General features: G+C 43.5%; 14 protein-coding genes. 3 read left to right on the plus strand and 11 right to left on the minus strand.

Features of this window, described 5'->3' with window-relative positions; translation table 11 throughout:
- Nucleotides 1-10: 10 nt before the first annotated feature.
- Genes nuoI through ndhC form a run of 8 tightly spaced genes read right to left on the minus strand, consistent with a single transcriptional unit; the run spans nt 11 to nt 8,965 of the window.
- Nucleotides 11-526: an NADH-quinone oxidoreductase subunit NuoI gene (gene nuoI / locus ABXT41_RS04035; protein ID WP_415390242.1), complete on the minus strand. Its 516-nt coding sequence runs from the start codon at nt 524-526 to the stop codon at nt 11-13.
- 2 nt (nt 527-528) lie between these two features.
- Complete coding sequence (gene nuoH, locus ABXT41_RS04040) at nt 529-1,500, minus strand: NADH-quinone oxidoreductase subunit NuoH (RefSeq protein WP_415390243.1); 972 nt, start codon at nt 1,498-1,500, stop codon at nt 529-531.
- Nucleotides 1,493-4,288 carry an NADH-quinone oxidoreductase subunit NuoG gene (gene nuoG / locus ABXT41_RS04045; protein WP_415390244.1) on the minus strand — a complete coding sequence of 932 codons (2,796 nt, stop codon included), beginning with the start codon at nt 4,286-4,288 and terminating at the stop codon, nt 1,493-1,495. Before nuoG ends, nuoH begins: the two co-directional genes overlap by 8 nt.
- A gap of 3 nt (nt 4,289-4,291) precedes the next feature.
- A complete protein-coding gene (gene nuoF, locus ABXT41_RS04050) occupies nt 4,292-5,614 on the minus strand; it encodes an NADH-quinone oxidoreductase subunit NuoF (RefSeq protein ID WP_415390245.1) in 1,323 nt (440 codons plus the stop codon).
- Nucleotides 5,614-6,132 (minus strand): NADH-quinone oxidoreductase subunit NuoE, encoded by a 519-nt coding sequence (gene nuoE / locus ABXT41_RS04055; RefSeq protein ID WP_415390246.1) that lies wholly within the window; start codon nt 6,130-6,132, stop codon nt 5,614-5,616. Before nuoE ends, nuoF begins: the two co-directional genes overlap by 1 nt.
- On the minus strand, nt 6,129-7,880 hold the full coding sequence (gene nuoC, locus ABXT41_RS04060; RefSeq protein WP_415390247.1) for an NADH-quinone oxidoreductase subunit C/D: 1,752 nt from the start codon (nt 7,878-7,880) through the stop codon (nt 6,129-6,131). Before nuoC ends, nuoE begins: the two co-directional genes overlap by 4 nt.
- Before the next feature lie 27 nt (nt 7,881-7,907).
- Nucleotides 7,908-8,546 (minus strand): NuoB/complex I 20 kDa subunit family protein, encoded by a 639-nt coding sequence (locus ABXT41_RS04065; RefSeq protein WP_415390248.1) that lies wholly within the window; start codon nt 8,544-8,546, stop codon nt 7,908-7,910.
- On the minus strand, nt 8,543-8,965 hold the full coding sequence (ndhC, locus tag ABXT41_RS04070) for an NADH-quinone oxidoreductase subunit A (protein ID WP_415390249.1): 423 nt from the start codon (nt 8,963-8,965) through the stop codon (nt 8,543-8,545). The genes ABXT41_RS04065 and ndhC overlap by 4 nt, the downstream gene beginning before the upstream one ends.
- Before the next feature lie 378 nt (nt 8,966-9,343).
- On the opposite strand from ndhC, the gene ABXT41_RS04075 reads away from it, so the two are divergent.
- Nucleotides 9,344-10,120, plus strand: coding sequence for an SDR family oxidoreductase (locus ABXT41_RS04075; RefSeq protein WP_415390250.1), 777 nt, complete (start codon nt 9,344-9,346; stop codon nt 10,118-10,120).
- A 13-nt stretch (nt 10,121-10,133) separates the two neighbouring features.
- Here ABXT41_RS04075 and ABXT41_RS04080 read toward each other — a convergent pair whose 3' ends face one another.
- Nucleotides 10,134-11,699: a SulP family inorganic anion transporter gene (locus tag ABXT41_RS04080; protein ID WP_415390251.1), complete on the minus strand. Its 1,566-nt coding sequence runs from the start codon at nt 11,697-11,699 to the stop codon at nt 10,134-10,136.
- Between the two features lie 111 nt (nt 11,700-11,810).
- Between ABXT41_RS04080 and glnE the strand changes: the two genes are divergently transcribed.
- Together glnE and ABXT41_RS04090 are read left to right on the plus strand one after the other, a co-directional pair.
- Complete coding sequence (glnE, locus tag ABXT41_RS04085) at nt 11,811-14,252, plus strand: bifunctional [glutamate--ammonia ligase]-adenylyl-L-tyrosine phosphorylase/[glutamate--ammonia-ligase] adenylyltransferase (protein ID WP_415390252.1); 2,442 nt, start codon at nt 11,811-11,813, stop codon at nt 14,250-14,252.
- A 102-nt stretch (nt 14,253-14,354) separates the two neighbouring features.
- The gene (locus tag ABXT41_RS04090) at nt 14,355-14,771 is read left to right on the plus strand and encodes a hypothetical protein (protein WP_415390253.1); all 417 of its coding nucleotides are present in this window, start codon (nt 14,355-14,357) and stop codon (nt 14,769-14,771) included.
- A gap of 54 nt (nt 14,772-14,825) precedes the next feature.
- Here the strand turns inward: ABXT41_RS04090 and ABXT41_RS04095 are convergent, their stop codons facing one another.
- Both ABXT41_RS04095 and ABXT41_RS04100 read right to left on the minus strand, forming a co-directional pair.
- Nucleotides 14,826-15,440 carry an SOUL family heme-binding protein gene (locus ABXT41_RS04095; protein ID WP_415390254.1) on the minus strand — a complete coding sequence of 205 codons (615 nt, stop codon included), beginning with the start codon at nt 15,438-15,440 and terminating at the stop codon, nt 14,826-14,828.
- 86 nt (nt 15,441-15,526) lie between these two features.
- Nucleotides 15,527-15,853 (minus strand): rhodanese-like domain-containing protein, encoded by a 327-nt coding sequence (locus tag ABXT41_RS04100; RefSeq protein ID WP_415390255.1) that lies wholly within the window; start codon nt 15,851-15,853, stop codon nt 15,527-15,529.
- Between the last annotated feature and the right edge of the window lie 346 nt (nt 15,854-16,199).

The following is a 16,199-nucleotide window of genomic DNA, read 5'->3' on the forward strand; positions in this document are numbered from 1 at the left end:
GCATGCAGTTTCATGGCATAAGACTTTTTACATCTATGGGTTGGGCTTCATTTTTTCCTTCACCCTTATCCTTATAGGCGGTCTGCAGACCGGAAACACGGTAAAAATTGTAATCTGGGTATTTGCCAACCCCATTAATTAGCAAATGTTCTTTTTCATAGACCATGTTCTGACGATCGTATTCACACATTTCGAAGTCTGGCGTCAGCTGAATGGCGTAAGTCGGACAAGCTTCTTCACACATGCCACACATGATGCAGCGAGAGAAATTGATACGAAAAAATTCGGGATACCAGCTACCGTCTTCACGAGTATCTTTTTGCAGTGCAATGCAATCAACAGGGCAGACGGCCGCGCACAAATTACAGGCTACACAACGTTCTTCGCCATCTGGATCTCGGGTCAGCACGATACGGCCGCGATAGCGTGGCGCAAGATAAGGCATCTCTTCTGGATACTGGACCGTTTCCGCTTTGGTAAAGGTATGCTTGAGAATTGTCCACATGGTTTGCAGTTGACTAAGCATATTTAAGCTCCCTTCATTTTTAGAAGTATTGCACCGGTCACTAATAAATTAATCAAGGTAATTGGTAGCATGACCTTCCATCCCAATGACATAAGTTGATCGTAACGAGGTCTAGGAATCGCCGCCCTCAAGAGCACAAAAAAGCAAATTACCAAAAATACTTTTACGCTAAACCAGATGAAGGGTGGCAACCAATCATAAATGAGCGCTGGAACCATCCATCCGCCAAAAAACAACGTTACTATCATGCAAGAAATCAGTATTAACCCAAGGTATTCCCCAAGCATAAACATAGCGAACTTCATGCCGCCATATTCAGTATGGAATCCAGCTGTTAGTTCATGTTCTGCTTCAGGTAAATCGAAAGGCAATCGATGGCTTTCAGCAATACCAGACACTACAAAGACGACTAATCCGAGTGTTTGCGAGAAGCAAAACCAAGTGTCAGCCTGTGCCTCGACTATATCCACGAGACTGAAGCTTCCAGTCATCATCACAATACCCATAAGAGAAAGACCCATAAATACTTCATAGCTGACCATCTGTGCAGCAGAGCGCAGTCCCCCTAATAATGCATATTTATTATTTGAAGCCAGACCCCCCAAAAGAACGCTATAAACCGCTAAAGAAGTCATGCCCAAAAAAAATAATAAGCCGATATTAACATCCAAGATGTAGGTGTTAGGGGCAAAAGGTACCACTGCAAAGCCCATCATCATCGCCACAACAATTGCTGTTGGGGCAAAGATGAAAACTACTTTATCGGAAAATGGAGGCACCCAATCATCCTTAAATAACAGCTTAATCATATCTGCCGCGACCTGGCCAATACCAAATGGTCCGAGACGATTAGGTCCAAGACGATCCTGCCAGAAGCCCAGCAAGCGTCGCTCCCACCAAGTAATTACTGCCGCAAGGCTAACACCACCAACAAGAATAGTCAGAGCTAGCAATACTGGCATTAACTCAGACATGCGCAGACCCCTCGATATTATTAGGTGGGCGCTTGTTACCGCTATCTGTTGCAATTAACTGCGGCATCCGACGTTGCCATTTAGAGTCCCTGCTCAAGACCACCAAGTTACCTGCTCGCAAACTATTGGTTTTAGTGTATCCTGCGCTATAACCAACACAGTCGCTTGCCACTCGATTAAGAATCTTTACCTCTAGAGATAGATCGCCATCAGCGTTACTCACAATGAGTCCATCGCCCTCTACAACATTCAACTGCTCTGCAACAGCTGCACTGATAGCAACAAAAGCCTCCCCCGCTAGTTCTGCAATCTCATCAGTATAAGACGACAACTCATCGCTACCATGAACACGATAAATCGGTACTAATTGACTTTCATCGGGCTTAATTTTTAATCGATCGGAGATCGAAGTCTTTGATAGACTAGGGGCTGACAGCAGACAATTAGGATCTAAATCAAGTTTTGGTTCAATTAATCGTTGGCCAGACGAATTGCCAGACAACGGTCCATCCACTTCGGCTTGGAATTTCTGTAGCGATTGATTAGAGTTCCACCCAGGCGACCAGTAAAATGGTGTCAGTGACGCTGCCTGTTCGAGATTAATCCCCTCCATGCTAAAGGTTAGTGGCGTTTCCTGGTCCACTGGTTGTAACGGCTCATGAACAGACTGATTCGCGCTAATAGCAGTGCGTCCACTATACCTATGGGTCTTACGGGAAATTTTTAATCCATGGCTACGAAATTTATGATCTGGAGCCACTTGGGTCAACTGGCCAAACAGACTGCAGCTATCAGCGCAGGATTCAACTATCTCATCAAAATGAGTCAGTTTGACAATCTTAGTGTGCTCGCAAGCAGTCGCCAGCTCTAAAATCCACTTCCAGCTTGGCATGCGCTCTGCAGCTGGTTCAAATACTGGATAATGACGCTGTGCTCGGCCCTCACTATTAATAAGCGTACCTTCAGATTCCGCATAAGAAGTTACCGGAAGAACTAAATCACAGGCGCTAAGTGTTTCATTTTCTAAAACATCAAGGCCAACGAGTTTAACTCCTGAATTTTTCAGTTGATCTATCTGGTCTGGGCTAATGCGACGATGTAAATCGTTCTCCAAAAGTAACAAGACATCAAATTTATCAGCTCGGATAATTAATTCCTCGATACTTTTGGTATCTTCAGCAAGTAATGCTACGCCGAGACTATTAGATTCAGGTATGCAATAACTAAGCATAGTTTGCTTATTATCTACGGCAAGTCTGCTTGCAATAACTGCGGCACTTTTTACCAGGGAGTCACTCAAGAGGCTAGATCCACTGATAATCAATGGTCGCTCTGCATCTTTGAGTAGCTGAGCCACCGCATTAACATCGACATCTTTGATGTGTTTTCCAGAGACAACATCAGCCACTGCAGCAGCAAACTGAGTAATATCTTCTATCCCTAGTGTGATTAACTGGCTGGCGACATCATCAAGACGCGTACCTATAGGGGAAACAATGATCATTGGTGATCTTTGATCTTGAGCTAAGTTTCGCACTGCAGCATCCTGCCATTTTGGCAAACCCGCCTGCTCTGCTAGCTGATATGCTTTGTTTCGAATAGCTTGGCGCAAACCTAAAGCAACTCTGGGTGCAGTATTAGTGACATCCTCACCAAGAATCAGCACAACATCAGCAGCCTCCATTTGTTTTATCGAAGGAGACAAGGCATTTGTTCTGGAAAGCATGGTAGAAATTGTATGAATAACTTGGCCTTCATGTTCAGAAAAGCCAGCGGAAAAGTTATCCTTACCGGCCCACTCTCGAAGTAGGTAATTAGCTTCAAGAGAAGCTCTGGGTGAGCCAATCGCAGCGATCTTTTTGCCTTTTGCCCACCTAGCGACTTTATCAACAGCGGCTTGCTGATGAATAGCCTGGAAGCTGCCGTTTTTCTTGCGCAATCCAGCATAATCTAATCTTAGTGAGCTATTCACATAACCGCTACCAAAGCGCCCACGATCACAAAGAAAATAGCCATTAACGTCATCATTAAAACGATTATGGACACGCTTAAGTTTACCGTAGCGTTCACCCGGAGAAATATTGCAACCCACAGCACAACCGTTACAGATTGAGGGTGCTGACTGCAGATCCCATTTCCGAGTGTACTGCTTCAGTAATGGTTTATCCGTAAATACACCAGTAGGACAAACCTCTACTAAATTACCAGAAAATTCACTCTCAAGCACACCATCCTCATGACGCCCAAAATAAACATGATCATGGGATGCCTGCGCCGATAAATCGGTGCCGCCAGCATAATCATCATAGTAGCGAACACAGCGGTAACAAGTAATGCAGCGGTTCATTTCATGGTTAATTAAAGGCCCTAAATACTGATTTCTATGTGTATTTTTTAGTCCTGTATAACGACGGTCGCGATGGCCAACCATTACTGTCATATCTTGTAAATGACATTCCCCACCTTCTCCGCAGACTGGACAATCATGAGGGTGGTTAAGCATAAGAGACTCAACCACTGCTTCGCGGAACTCAACCCCCTTGTTGGCATTGAGAGAAAATCTTGCGCCTTCAGTCACTGGGGTCATGCAGCCCATTACAATTCGGCCGTCGGTATCCTCTTCGTTCTGATACTGCACTACCGCACATTGCCGACAAGAGCCAATGGACCCCATCGCTGGATGCCAGCAGAAATATGGCAGATTGATCCCTGCACTAAGACAGGCCTCAAGGATATTTTCGCCTTCTTTGACGCTCAATTCCTGACCGTCTACGTAAATCTTCGGCATAGCTTAATAACCTCCAGAGTGTTTCTGCGAGAGAGATTTTGAGTGCGAACCATAAGGACAAGAATGACCACTAACATGGCGATCAAAATCTTCACGGAAATACTTCATCGCGCTCTGTAATGGTTCCATGGCACCCGGCGCCAGAGCACAATGGGTGTTACCAATTGCCCCTATGTAGTTAATCTGAAAGGCTAACGTATCCAGATCTTTTTTGGTGCCTCTACCCTCTTCGATATCAAGTAAAACCTGTCGCGTCCAAGGCAATCCCTCGCGACAGGGAGTACAAAACCCACAGGACTCATGGGCAAAGAAACGAATTAAATTAAGCACCATGCCAACGGGGCAAGTCTGATCATCCAGGATAATCAACGTACCGGTGCCCATGCGACTACCGGCTTTTCCTATTACGTTATAATCCATTGCCAGATCAAGGTGTTCTGGGATCAGGAAGTCAGTTGATCCTCCTCCGGGCAAAAAGCCCTTTAACTGCAACCCATCCTGCATACCTCCAGCGCAGCCCTCGAGTATCTCCCTAATCGGCGTACCCATTGGTAGCTCCCAGCAACCAGGATTTTTTACCCTACCGCTGACGCCAAATAATTTTGTTCCGCTATCCTCACCGCTCCCCAGCGATTTGAACCACTCGGCCCCACGATCGACAATATGTGGAATATTACAAAGCGTCTCAACATTATTAACGATAGTAGGGCGCCCCCAGAGACCGCTCACCTGTGGAAATGGTGGCTTTGCTCTAGGGTTGGCACGCTTTCCTTCAAGGGCATTAATTAATGCTGTCTCTTCTCCGCAAATATAGCGCCCAGCGCTAGGATGGACGTACATGTCGAGAGAAAAGCTACCCCCAAGAATATTTTTACCGAGATATCCTTTTGCATAGCATTCTGCCAATGCGTCCCGAAGCCGTTGTATAGAGACAATATATTCGCCGCGAATAAAAATATAGGACAGGTCAGCATCGATGGTATAAGCAGCAAGGATCATGCCCTCAATTAACTGATGCGGATCGTATTCCATAAGCAATCGATCCTTAAAAGCCCCCGGCTCCATTTCATCAGCATTGCACACCAGATATTTATGTCCTGGCGTGCAATTCTCTCCCATTGGGACAAAACTCCACTTCACTCCTGTAGGAAACCCAGCGCCGCCACGCCCCCTTAAATTAGAGGCACTAACAAGATCTTGGCAATCCTTAGGTGACAGTCCTTTCATGGCTTTCTTTAAGCCTTGATAACCACCATTTTTTTCATAGGCATCCAGATTAGTAGGTTTTAAGTCAGTTCCAATATTTCGAGTTAGCACTTTCTCCATTACAGGTCATCCTCTGCTTGATTATCAGGGAATAACTGGTCAACCTTATCCTCGGTAAGATTGGTCAATAGATCGTCACCAACCATCATTACCGGCGCCCTATCACAAGCGCCAAGACAAGGAACTGGAAGCAATGTATAACGGTTATCATTGGTAGTTTGACCATAATCAATACCAAGCTTTTCGGTCACTCTAGCTTTAATGCTATCGCAACCACAAATCCAGCAACTGACACTGTCACAAAATAATATTACTTTTTTTCCCACCGGCTTTCGGTAGATTAGATTATAAAAAGTTGCCACCCCTTCAAGATCTTCCGATGACATCTCAAGGTGTCTCGCTATAGCCTGCAGACATTCGTCCGAGACCCAGCCACGATTTGCCTGAATAATTTTTAGTGCATCAATAGCAGCTCCAGACTTATAAGGGACATGCGACAACTCTGCGTCAATCTTTAAGATTTCTTCCTGGGTAAGTACCCCTGTTAAATCAGTTTGGATCATTTGTGAGTTATTCATCGGTCAACGTCCGCCATAACAAAATCGATACTTGCAATAATAGCGATCAGATCTGGAATCATCAGTCCATTGCTGATCAGTGGAATTTGCTGTAAGTGTGGAAAAGAAGGTGTTCGAATCCTAGTACGATAGGAGCCAGTGCCGCCATCACTAATCAGATGGTAGCTATTGACCCCTTTTGTGGCCTCAATCATTATGGAGGCCTCCCCCTCTGGGATAACGGGGCCCCAGCTAACATTCAAGAAATGATGTATAAGCGTCTCAATGTCCTCCATGGTCCGCTCTTTAGGCGGAGGCGTGGTGGCACTATGGTCACTTTTGTAGGGACCCTCAGGCATGTTGTCAATGCACTGGCGAATAATCTTTAGACTTTGGCGCATTTCTTCAATTCGAAGTACTGCGCGGTCGTAGCAATCCCCATTAACGGCAGTGGGAACTTCAAACTCAAACTGATCATAGCCTCCATAGGGACGTTTTTTCCTAACATCCCAATCACTGCCGGTGGCTCTCAGGCTGGGGCCAGTAACGCCCCAATCAATAGCTTCTTGTTGGGAGTAAGCTCCAATGCCTACAGTACGATCTTTAAGCATTTTGTTTTGCATCGACATCTTGTCGTAATGATCTAGTCGTGCCGGCATCGAATCTATAAATATACGAATCATGGCCTCCCAACCATTAGGAAGATCCTGTGCTACGCCTCCAATGCGGAACCAAGCAGGATGCATTCGCCCGCCGGTGATGGCCTCGATGATGCCAAATAATCGCTCTCGATCTGCAAACATATAAAAAACTGGGGACATCTGACCGACATCCTGAACAAAAGTGCCATAGAAAACCAAATGACTAGAAATACGGAATAACTCGGAAAGCATAATACGAATCACTTTGGCGCGATCTGGGACTTTGATGCCAGCTAGGGTTTCTATCGACTGAACATAGGCAAGGTTATTCATTACCCCGCCAAGATAGTCGATTCGGTCCGTATAGGGTATGTAAGTGTGCCAAGTCTGACGCTCACCCATTTTTTCTGCACCACGGTGGTGATAACCAATATCGGGCACGGAGTCGACAATCACCTCACCATCTAATTGCAACATAATCCTAAAAACACCATGCACACTGGGATGGTTTGGTCCAAGATTAAGAAACATATATTCATTATCGTCATTAGACTTTTTCATACCCCAGTCTTCGGGTCGAAATTTCAATGCCTCCTGCTCTTTTGCAACCCGCTCTGGGCCCATTTCAAAGGGGGCCATTTCGGTGGCCCTCGCTGGATGATCTTTTCTTAAGGCGTGCCCTTCCCATGTTGGCGGCAACAGAATACGGAATAAATTTGGGTGGCCAGCAAAAGTAACGCCGAACATATCCCAAGCTTCACGCTCATACCAGTTGGCATTTGGCCACACACCAACGGATGTCGGAAGATCCGGATCAGATTCCTCCAATGCTACCTTGATACGCATGTCTTCATTGGTGTCGAGAGACAACAGGTGATACACCACTGTAAAATCTGAATCAGGCTGTCCGGCGCGGTTGGCTCTCGTTCTCTCATCGATAGCAAACAAATCGTACAGCATGGGAAATGATAATTTGAGAAACTGAAGAACTTCAATTAGACGATTGCGGTCAACCCAAAGAGTTAACTTTTGATCGGCACATTGCTGAGAAATAAATAGCTCCTGACCGAATTTTCGATACAGTGAACTTTCGACAATACTTGTCGTTATAGCTTCCGCTGCTTGCATTGCTACCCCTTAATGGTCTGTGTATCTCTATACATCTTTTGGCTCTCTTAGCTCGGTAGCCATTATTCGTTCAGCAGTTAACTGATCCCGCATGCTTGCTTTTTCCGGCCTAATAATACCTTGATCTCCCGCAACCCAGCTGAGCGGTCGTCGTTCTTTGCCTATAGATTCTTGAAGCATCATCAATCCTTGCATCAAGGCTTCAGGTCGCGGGGGGCACCCTGGAACATACACGTCAACGGGGATAAACTTATCAACACCTTGAACTACTGAATAAATATCGTACATACCCCCAGAGTTAGCACAGGAGCCCATAGAGATAATCCATCGAGGCTCTAGTAGCTGCTCATAAAGACGTTGTATGACAGGCGCCATTTTGAGGAAGCATGTTCCTGAGATAACCATTAAATCTGCTTGGCGTGGCGTAGCGCGAATCACTTCTGAGCCAAAACGTGCTATATCATGTCGGCTAGTAAACGCGGTGGCCATCTCCACATAGCAACAAGAAAGACCAAAATTAAATGGCCACAAAGAATGGGCTCGACCCCAGGCAATAAGATTTTCTAGTTTGGCAAAAGCTACGTTACGTTTAATCTGCTCTTCCACAAAATCATCACTAAGACTTGTAGCATTAGCGTCCTCAGGGGATGTAAGACTCCACTTCATGTTGACTCTCCAGTAGTTAGTTGATCTTCACGGAGACCGGTGCGGGTCTTATTTCCCCACTCCAATGCACCAGAGCGACACTGATAAACTAAAGCCAAGACTAGTACGCCAATAAACACTGTGATGGATAAATAACCTGCCCAACCTAATTCAAAAAAAGCTACCGCCCAAGCAAAAATAAACAGTGTTTCGAGATCAAAAATAACAAAGAAGATTGCAACTAAATAAAATTCTACGGATATGCGTATCTGTGATCCGCCAACTGAAACAACCCCAGATTCAAAAGGATCGTTAGTGGCAGCCTCGCGACGTTTTTGACCAAGTACCCAAGAAAGCGCCAACATAGTGACAACCAACATAATGACCATGCCAAAATAGATTGCCAGGGGCCAAATTTCATTTGCATACTGATTTTCCATCGCCTTTTCTCGCCCCTGTTCAAAAAAATTTAGGCTGAACTCATATACTCATAACTTTAAATCATATTATCCATATTATAAAATAATAATATGATTTCAAATCATATTATCCATATTTAAAAAGAATACAATAAAAATTTAACCTCAGATAAAAAGACTTATTTGAAATCAGTCATACTTACCCATGCTTACGCATTGTGAATAATGAATTCGAAAATTATCTAATATATTTTTATAAAATAAATTAATATCAAATATTTATATAGGTATACTAAAGTAGTATATTTTGATGCACTCAATAGGAAGATATACTTCCCTTTTGGGGTAACTAGACTGAGCGACTTAATCGCTCCACTAAACTTATATGAGACTGTTTAGATGGCGGCACTCAAGGTTTTTATTACCGGCGCCTCTAGCGGAATCGGCCAAGCGCTTGCTCACGAATATGCCAATCAAGGCGCTATTCTAGGGTTGGTTGCCCGCCGCCAGAGACTCTTGCTGTCCCTAAAAAATAGCTTAGAGGTAGAAAGTGTTATTTATGCTGCTGATGTTCGAGATGAGGAGGCCTTAAATCAAGCTGCCCAGCATTTTATGCTCCAGCACGGTGTGCCAGATATTGTGATTTCTAATGCCGGAGTTAGCTCTGGTACATTGACCGAAAATAAAACTGATACAGCAATATTCAAAGCAGTCATTGACATCAACCTTATTGGAATGGTGAATACCTTTCAGCCCTTCCTTTTAGCTATGAAAAAAGAAAAAAAAGGCAGTCTTGTAGGAATAGCCAGTGTTGCAGGTATAAGAGGTTTACCTGGGGCAGGCGCTTATAGCGCCTCAAAAGCTGCTGTGATTTCTTACTTAGAAAGCTTACGTGTGGAGCTCAACTCAGATGGGTTGGCAGTTACAACGATCACCCCTGGTTACATCAGAACACCGATGACGGACCTGAATGGATTCCCCATGCCTTTTCTGATGGCTCCAGAAGTTGCAGCAAGAAAATTCTCCAAAGCCATCAAGAGGAAGAAAAAATTTATCATCTTCCCTTGGCAAATGAGGTGGGCTGCTGTCATTATGCGTGCGACTCCTGCTTGGTTATGGGACATTGTAATAAAAAATGCACCACGTAAAGCACGCGCCCACTGGGACTGGCTATGAAGGCATTGCTGCCTTAATCAGGCACGTCCACTGCCACTTTATAGCGAGGATCTTCGTTCACATTAATTTCTACATAACGAGCTGCATCATCTAGTAGCTGCATACAGTCCTCGCTAAGATGGCGAAGATGCAGTTTTTTTCCCAATTTTTGATACTTATGAGCTAATCCATGCAATGCCTCGATGGCAGAAGAGTCAGAGACCCGAGATTTCTTAAACTCAATTACCACATCATTGGGGTCATCCTTTGGTGAAAATAACTCCTTAAAGTTGCTCACTGAACCAAAAAATATAGGGCCATGAAGTTCATAAACTTTCCAACCATCCTCGTCTATGTAGGTAGTGACGGCGATATGCTTTGCGTGCTCCCAAGCAAACACCAGTGCAGATACAATGACACCGACAATCACAGCAATGGCTAAATCAGCATATACGGTGACTGACGCCACTAAGATGGAGATAAGTGCATCGCTTGTTTGCATGCCGCGAAAAATACGAAAAGAGGCCCACTCGAATGTACCCAACACCACCATAAACATCACGCCAACCAAAGCAGCTAACGGAATCATCTCGATGAGGTTAGCTGCAAATAAGATACATGCCAGTAATACTAGCGCTGCAGTAACGCCAGACAATCGACCGCGACCACCAGAATTAATATTTATCATACTCTGGCCAATCATCGCACAACCGCCCATTCCACCAAAAAAACCATTAGCAATATTGCCTAATCCTTGAGCAGTGCACTCACGGTTGCCCCGACCACGCGTGTTAGTAAGGTCATCAATCAAAGAAAGTGTCAGCAGCGATTCAATCAAGCCTACTAATGACAGGATAACTGCATAAGGGCCAATAATTTTTAAAGTTTCGAGAGAAAAAGGAACGAGAGGAATAGTAAAGCTTGGTAGATTTCCCTCTAGGCTTGCTGTTGCTTGCTCTGCTGCTGGCAACATATCACGAACAAAATCAATGACGGTGCGAGCGTCCATGCTGAGCCCGTGAACCATTAGCGTCACCATAATAATAGCAACCAATGATGCGGGCACAGCAGTAGTCAGTTTAGGCAAAAAATGAATAATCATCATGGTTAATGCTACCAATCCTACCATCAAATAAAGCTGTCCATTTTGCATCCAGCCTAGCGCCCCAGAGGCATTAATAACCTTAAACTGGCTGAGTTGGGCTAGGAAAATAACAATAGCCAAGCCGTTAACAAAGCCTAGCATTACTGGATAAGGGACTAGACGGATAAACTTACCCAAACGAAAAACTCCAAACATAATTTGCAATAGCCCGGCCAGCGCCACAGCGGCAAACAAATATTGAATACCGTGACTCGCAACAAGCGCTACTACCACCACAGCCATGGCGCCAGTGGCGCCAGAGATCATTCCGGGTCGACCACCTAATGCAGCAGCCACTAACCCCATGATAAATGCCGCATACAAGCCAACCATTGGCGCCACTCCTGCCACAAAAGCGAAGGCCACCGCTTCAGGAACCAGGGCCAAAGCAACGGTTAATCCAGAAAGCAGGTCATTTTTTACATTAGACTCTTTATTGATAATTAGACTAAACATGGCGGATTTCCGATAAAAATGCAGCATCTTATCAGAGCGCAGCCTGAATACTAACCTAAACCCGACTATTGCCATTATAATTGAAAATATGAGGATTAAGTTGAACTTAAAATGAACAAGAAAACACTACCTACATTGCTGGATAAGCAGTGGCAGTTACGCTTGCATCACTTCAAGCATGTAGCTACCACAAAGCAATTACAGTGGCTTATGTCGGTACTGACTGGCAAAAACAAACTATCCTGGCAGCTAAAAAAAGTATGGAGCTGTAGTGAGTTTGCTGCCATGTCATGCAGTAAAAAACCCGATACTTTGAAGCAGCTGATCGATTCTGGTGATCTTTATGTAGTCTATGGGCAGGATGGTATGGAGTATCGCCTGTCAAAAATCTTAAGCAGTACCGAGACCGAAGATGATTTATTTAAAATATTAAGGCAGTTTCGGAATCGGGAAATAATACGCATTATTTGGAGGGACTTCAGCAAAGAAGCTGACCTAAAGGAAACTACTGCTGATATGACCTCTTTAGCTGAGGTGTGCCTAAAAGTTGCCCTAAAATTTTCTCACAACATAGCTTGTCAAACATGGGGGACGCCTACTAACTCTAGGGGCGAACTACAGGAAATGGTAATACTAGGGATGGGAAAATTGGGAGGCTGGGAGCTAAACATATCTTCAGATGTCGATCTAATCTTTGCCTATCCAGAGGATGGAAAAACTCAAGGCGGTCCATGTAGTATAAGTAATCAAGAATTTTTTGTACGCCTAAGCCAAAAACTCATACAGGTGCTAGACACCAAGAATGATGATGGCTTTGTATTTCGTGTGGATATGCGTTTGCGTCCTTATGGGCAAAGTGGGGACTTGATATCTAACTTCGATGCCATAGAGAAATATTATCAGACCCAGGGGAGAGACTGGGAGCGCTATGCTATGGTTAAAGCCCGTGTAGTGGCTGGAAACTCTGAGTCTGGGGCTAAGTTAATGGCCATATTACGACCTTTTGTTTACCGAAAATATACTGACTTTAGCACTTTAGAATCGTTGCGCAACATGAAAGTTTTGATCAATCAAGAAGTAAAAAGAAAAGGCATGGCGAATAACATCAAACTGGGCGCTGGTGGTATTAGAGAAGTAGAATTTATAGTACAAGCCTTTCAAATCATGCATGGTGGGCGCGATACACGTTTTCAGTCTCAGTCATTAAGGAACACTATAGTCCTAATAGAGTCTGAAAAATTACTACCTACCCTAGAGATCGACACACTCAATAAAGGCTATGTATTTTTGCGCAACGTAGAACATATCTTACAAGGGATGGGGGATCTTCAAACCCACATGATGCCAGATAAGGCATTAGATCAACTTAAAATTGCATACCTGATGGGGTTTGATAGCTGGAGAGAATTTTCATGCGGTCTTGAGAAACATCGTTCTGCGATTGGGTTGCTATTCAAATCAGTTATTGTCAATGAGCCTACACATGATAAAAGCGATGATGAGAAGCAGTATTTTACTCAAGCTCAAGATATCTGGCAGTCAGGCTCAGATGAAGACATGGTAGAAAAATTGAATTCGATTGGTTATGTCAACCCTCAGGAAGCCTTGAGCCTCATTAGAGGATTACAGCAAAGTCGATCAGTTCTATTTATGGCTGCAGAGACACGTATTCGTCTTGATGCCCTCATGCCAGATCTCATTGCTGTCTGTGCAAGCCTAGAGAGCAATACGATTACATTGGCTCGTATTTTTCAATTAATTGAATCAATAGCGCGTCGCAGTCCCTATTTGTCTTTACTTAAAGAGAACCCAAAGGCACTGAAGGTGGCTCTTCAGCTCTGTTCGGCCAGCCCTTGGATTACAGAGGAACTATCGCGCAACCCTGCGATGCTAGATGAACTACTAGACCACCGGCTACTTTACAGTCTTCCCAGTAAAGACAAGCTAACAGATGAATTAAGGCAACGATTACTAAGAACGCCTTCTGACGATCTAGGCGCACAAATGGAATCGCTTCGCTACTTTAAGCTTTCGCATACATTACGTGTGGCAGCCTGTGAGGTAATAGGCGCCATGTCTCTAGTAAAGGTCAGCGATTACTTAACCTTGCTGGCGGAAGTCATTTTGACTCATGCTGTCGATATTGCCTGGACTCACATGGTTGATCTTTATGGCCACCCTTTGGGCCATGCGAACAAAAAACCAGAATTTTTGGTCATAGGTTACGGAAAATTTGGCAGTGCAGAGTTAGGTTACAACTCAGATCTTGACTTAGTATTTATTTATGATGCCAGTGAAAATAAATCAACAGATGGTCATCAATCTATTGATAACTCTACATTTTTTGCAAGACTGGGGCAAAAAATTATTCATATTTTGACCACTAGAACAGCTTCTGGTGTACTTTATGATGTAGATGTGCGCCTCAGGCCCTCCGGAAATTCAGGCATGCTTGTCTCTTCATTGGCAGCATTTGAAAAATATCAGATAAACGATGCCTGGACATGGGAACATCAAGCATTAGTGAGAGCAGAGACCTGTAGGTGGGTCTAATACATTGATTGAAAAATTTAACGATCTGCGATCTCAGATTTTATGTCAGGAAAAAGAGAACTCGGAAAACTTGCAAATGACATATACAGGATGCGCGAAAAAATGCGCAACAGCATAATCGAAAAAAATAATGTCAAAAGAAAATTAAAAAAGGCGAGCAAGCCAGAAAACATAAGTGCTGATAGCGCCACTTTTGATATAAAACATGACGCTGGCGGGATAATTGATATCGAATTTATAGTTCAATTTCAGGTTTTATCTTACGCCTATCAGTTTACTAATTTAGCCTGCTGGAGTGATAACATTAGAATTCTAAAATACCTGGGGAGCAACGGCTTGATGATGCCTAAAGACGCAGAAAATTTAATCCAGTCTTATGTGAGTTATCGTTCCGAAGGACATAGGCTTCAGTTGCAAAAATTACCACTTATTACAAAAGCTTCAAAATATTCCATTGAGCGAGCGCAGGTTATCTCTTCTTGGGATAAGTTATTTGAGGAGCAAAGCAGCAGTGACTAAAACTTTGACTTTACTTAAGGCATATTGGGCATAATAGCGCCTTATATTGAATCTTTAAGGCTTTTTAATCGGCACTAATATTTCATTTCTTCTCATAAACCATGGCATATATGGCGCGTTATAACGCGCCCATATAGGTGCGCCAGAAGCATGTAACACCTGACTAGATATCCATTTATTCAGCAAATTTAAATGATAAAAATAGTCCTTTTCGGTCCAAAATCCAGAGTATCGAATAGAGGCAACATGCCTCGCAGGAAGCTGACGAAGGTTAATAGTAGGATTTTTGGGTTGAGGCAGTTCTTCCAAAGAAAGGCCCGATGGCATCATAAAGCTCACTAACCATTTACCGTTTTTTTGTTGTTGGCTAACAGGTGTAGTCCTGTTTAGCATCTCGTGACCATTAGTCTGAGCAACAGGTGCGGTCATTTTAATTTTTTTCTGAGAAGTATTTTCTCCGGAAATATACGCAAATAGCTGGCTAAATGCCTTGCTTCCCGCTCCCTCAAAATCTCCATCTACTTCTATTTCAGCAAGGATTTGCGGATCATAATATCTTGTTTCAAAATTTTCATCAGAAAAGATACTTGTATATGTGGCCTCTTCTACAGCCATAGAGCTAGCACTGCCTAAGACCAAGAAAAGAGTGGCTAAAATTAAATTGTTCATCAGTTTTTATTTTCCTCTGCCAGTCAAACCAATCTTTAGATTTATCATTAATTAACACCTGGGTTGAATCTTTTGGTGGTCTCATATTATGACTTTATCACGGGCAGGCCACTCTTTTTCCACGCCTGAATTCCACCTTCGAGGTTAATGATTTTATTTTGATACAGCCCAAGCCTTTGTATGTGCTCGCATGCTGTTTGACCTCGACCTCCCCTTAGACACTGGAATAAAAATATTTTATCCTTTGGAAGATCGAGTATCTTAAATCCATCCTCCAGCGAGCTAAGAGGAACAGATAGCGCATCAACAATATGTTCGCCTTTGAATTCATCAGCTTCGCGCACATCAATTAAAATTGCCTTATCATCCTTAATAAGAGCAAAAGCCTCTGTTGCAGTGATTGCTTGTACCATCTTTTAACATCCCTATTAACTCGATCAACTTTTATATTGATATTTATATTTTTGTTTTTTTATTCAGAGCTCTTGATAGGTTTATGGTCTTTATGACTCTCATGGCCCGAGGATGCGGCGTCAGGCTCATTCGCTTCAACTGCCCTATGATGTGCGCCATAAGCACTTGAGATTGAATCCAGCAGTAAAACAAAGCATATTTTTGTAATATCTTCATATCTCCACCCTTTTGTTACCTTCTTACAGAATACATCTGCTTGACCCTATTCTCTAATCTTAAATATACAGTATGACAATATAGCTTGGCGATGCTGTCTCAATTCTTTATAGTTGTACAATCGATTAA

It is taken from the genome of Porticoccus sp. Uisw_050_02 (assembly GCF_047729555.1).
GTDB lineage: Bacteria > Pseudomonadota > Gammaproteobacteria > Pseudomonadales > Porticoccaceae > Porticoccus.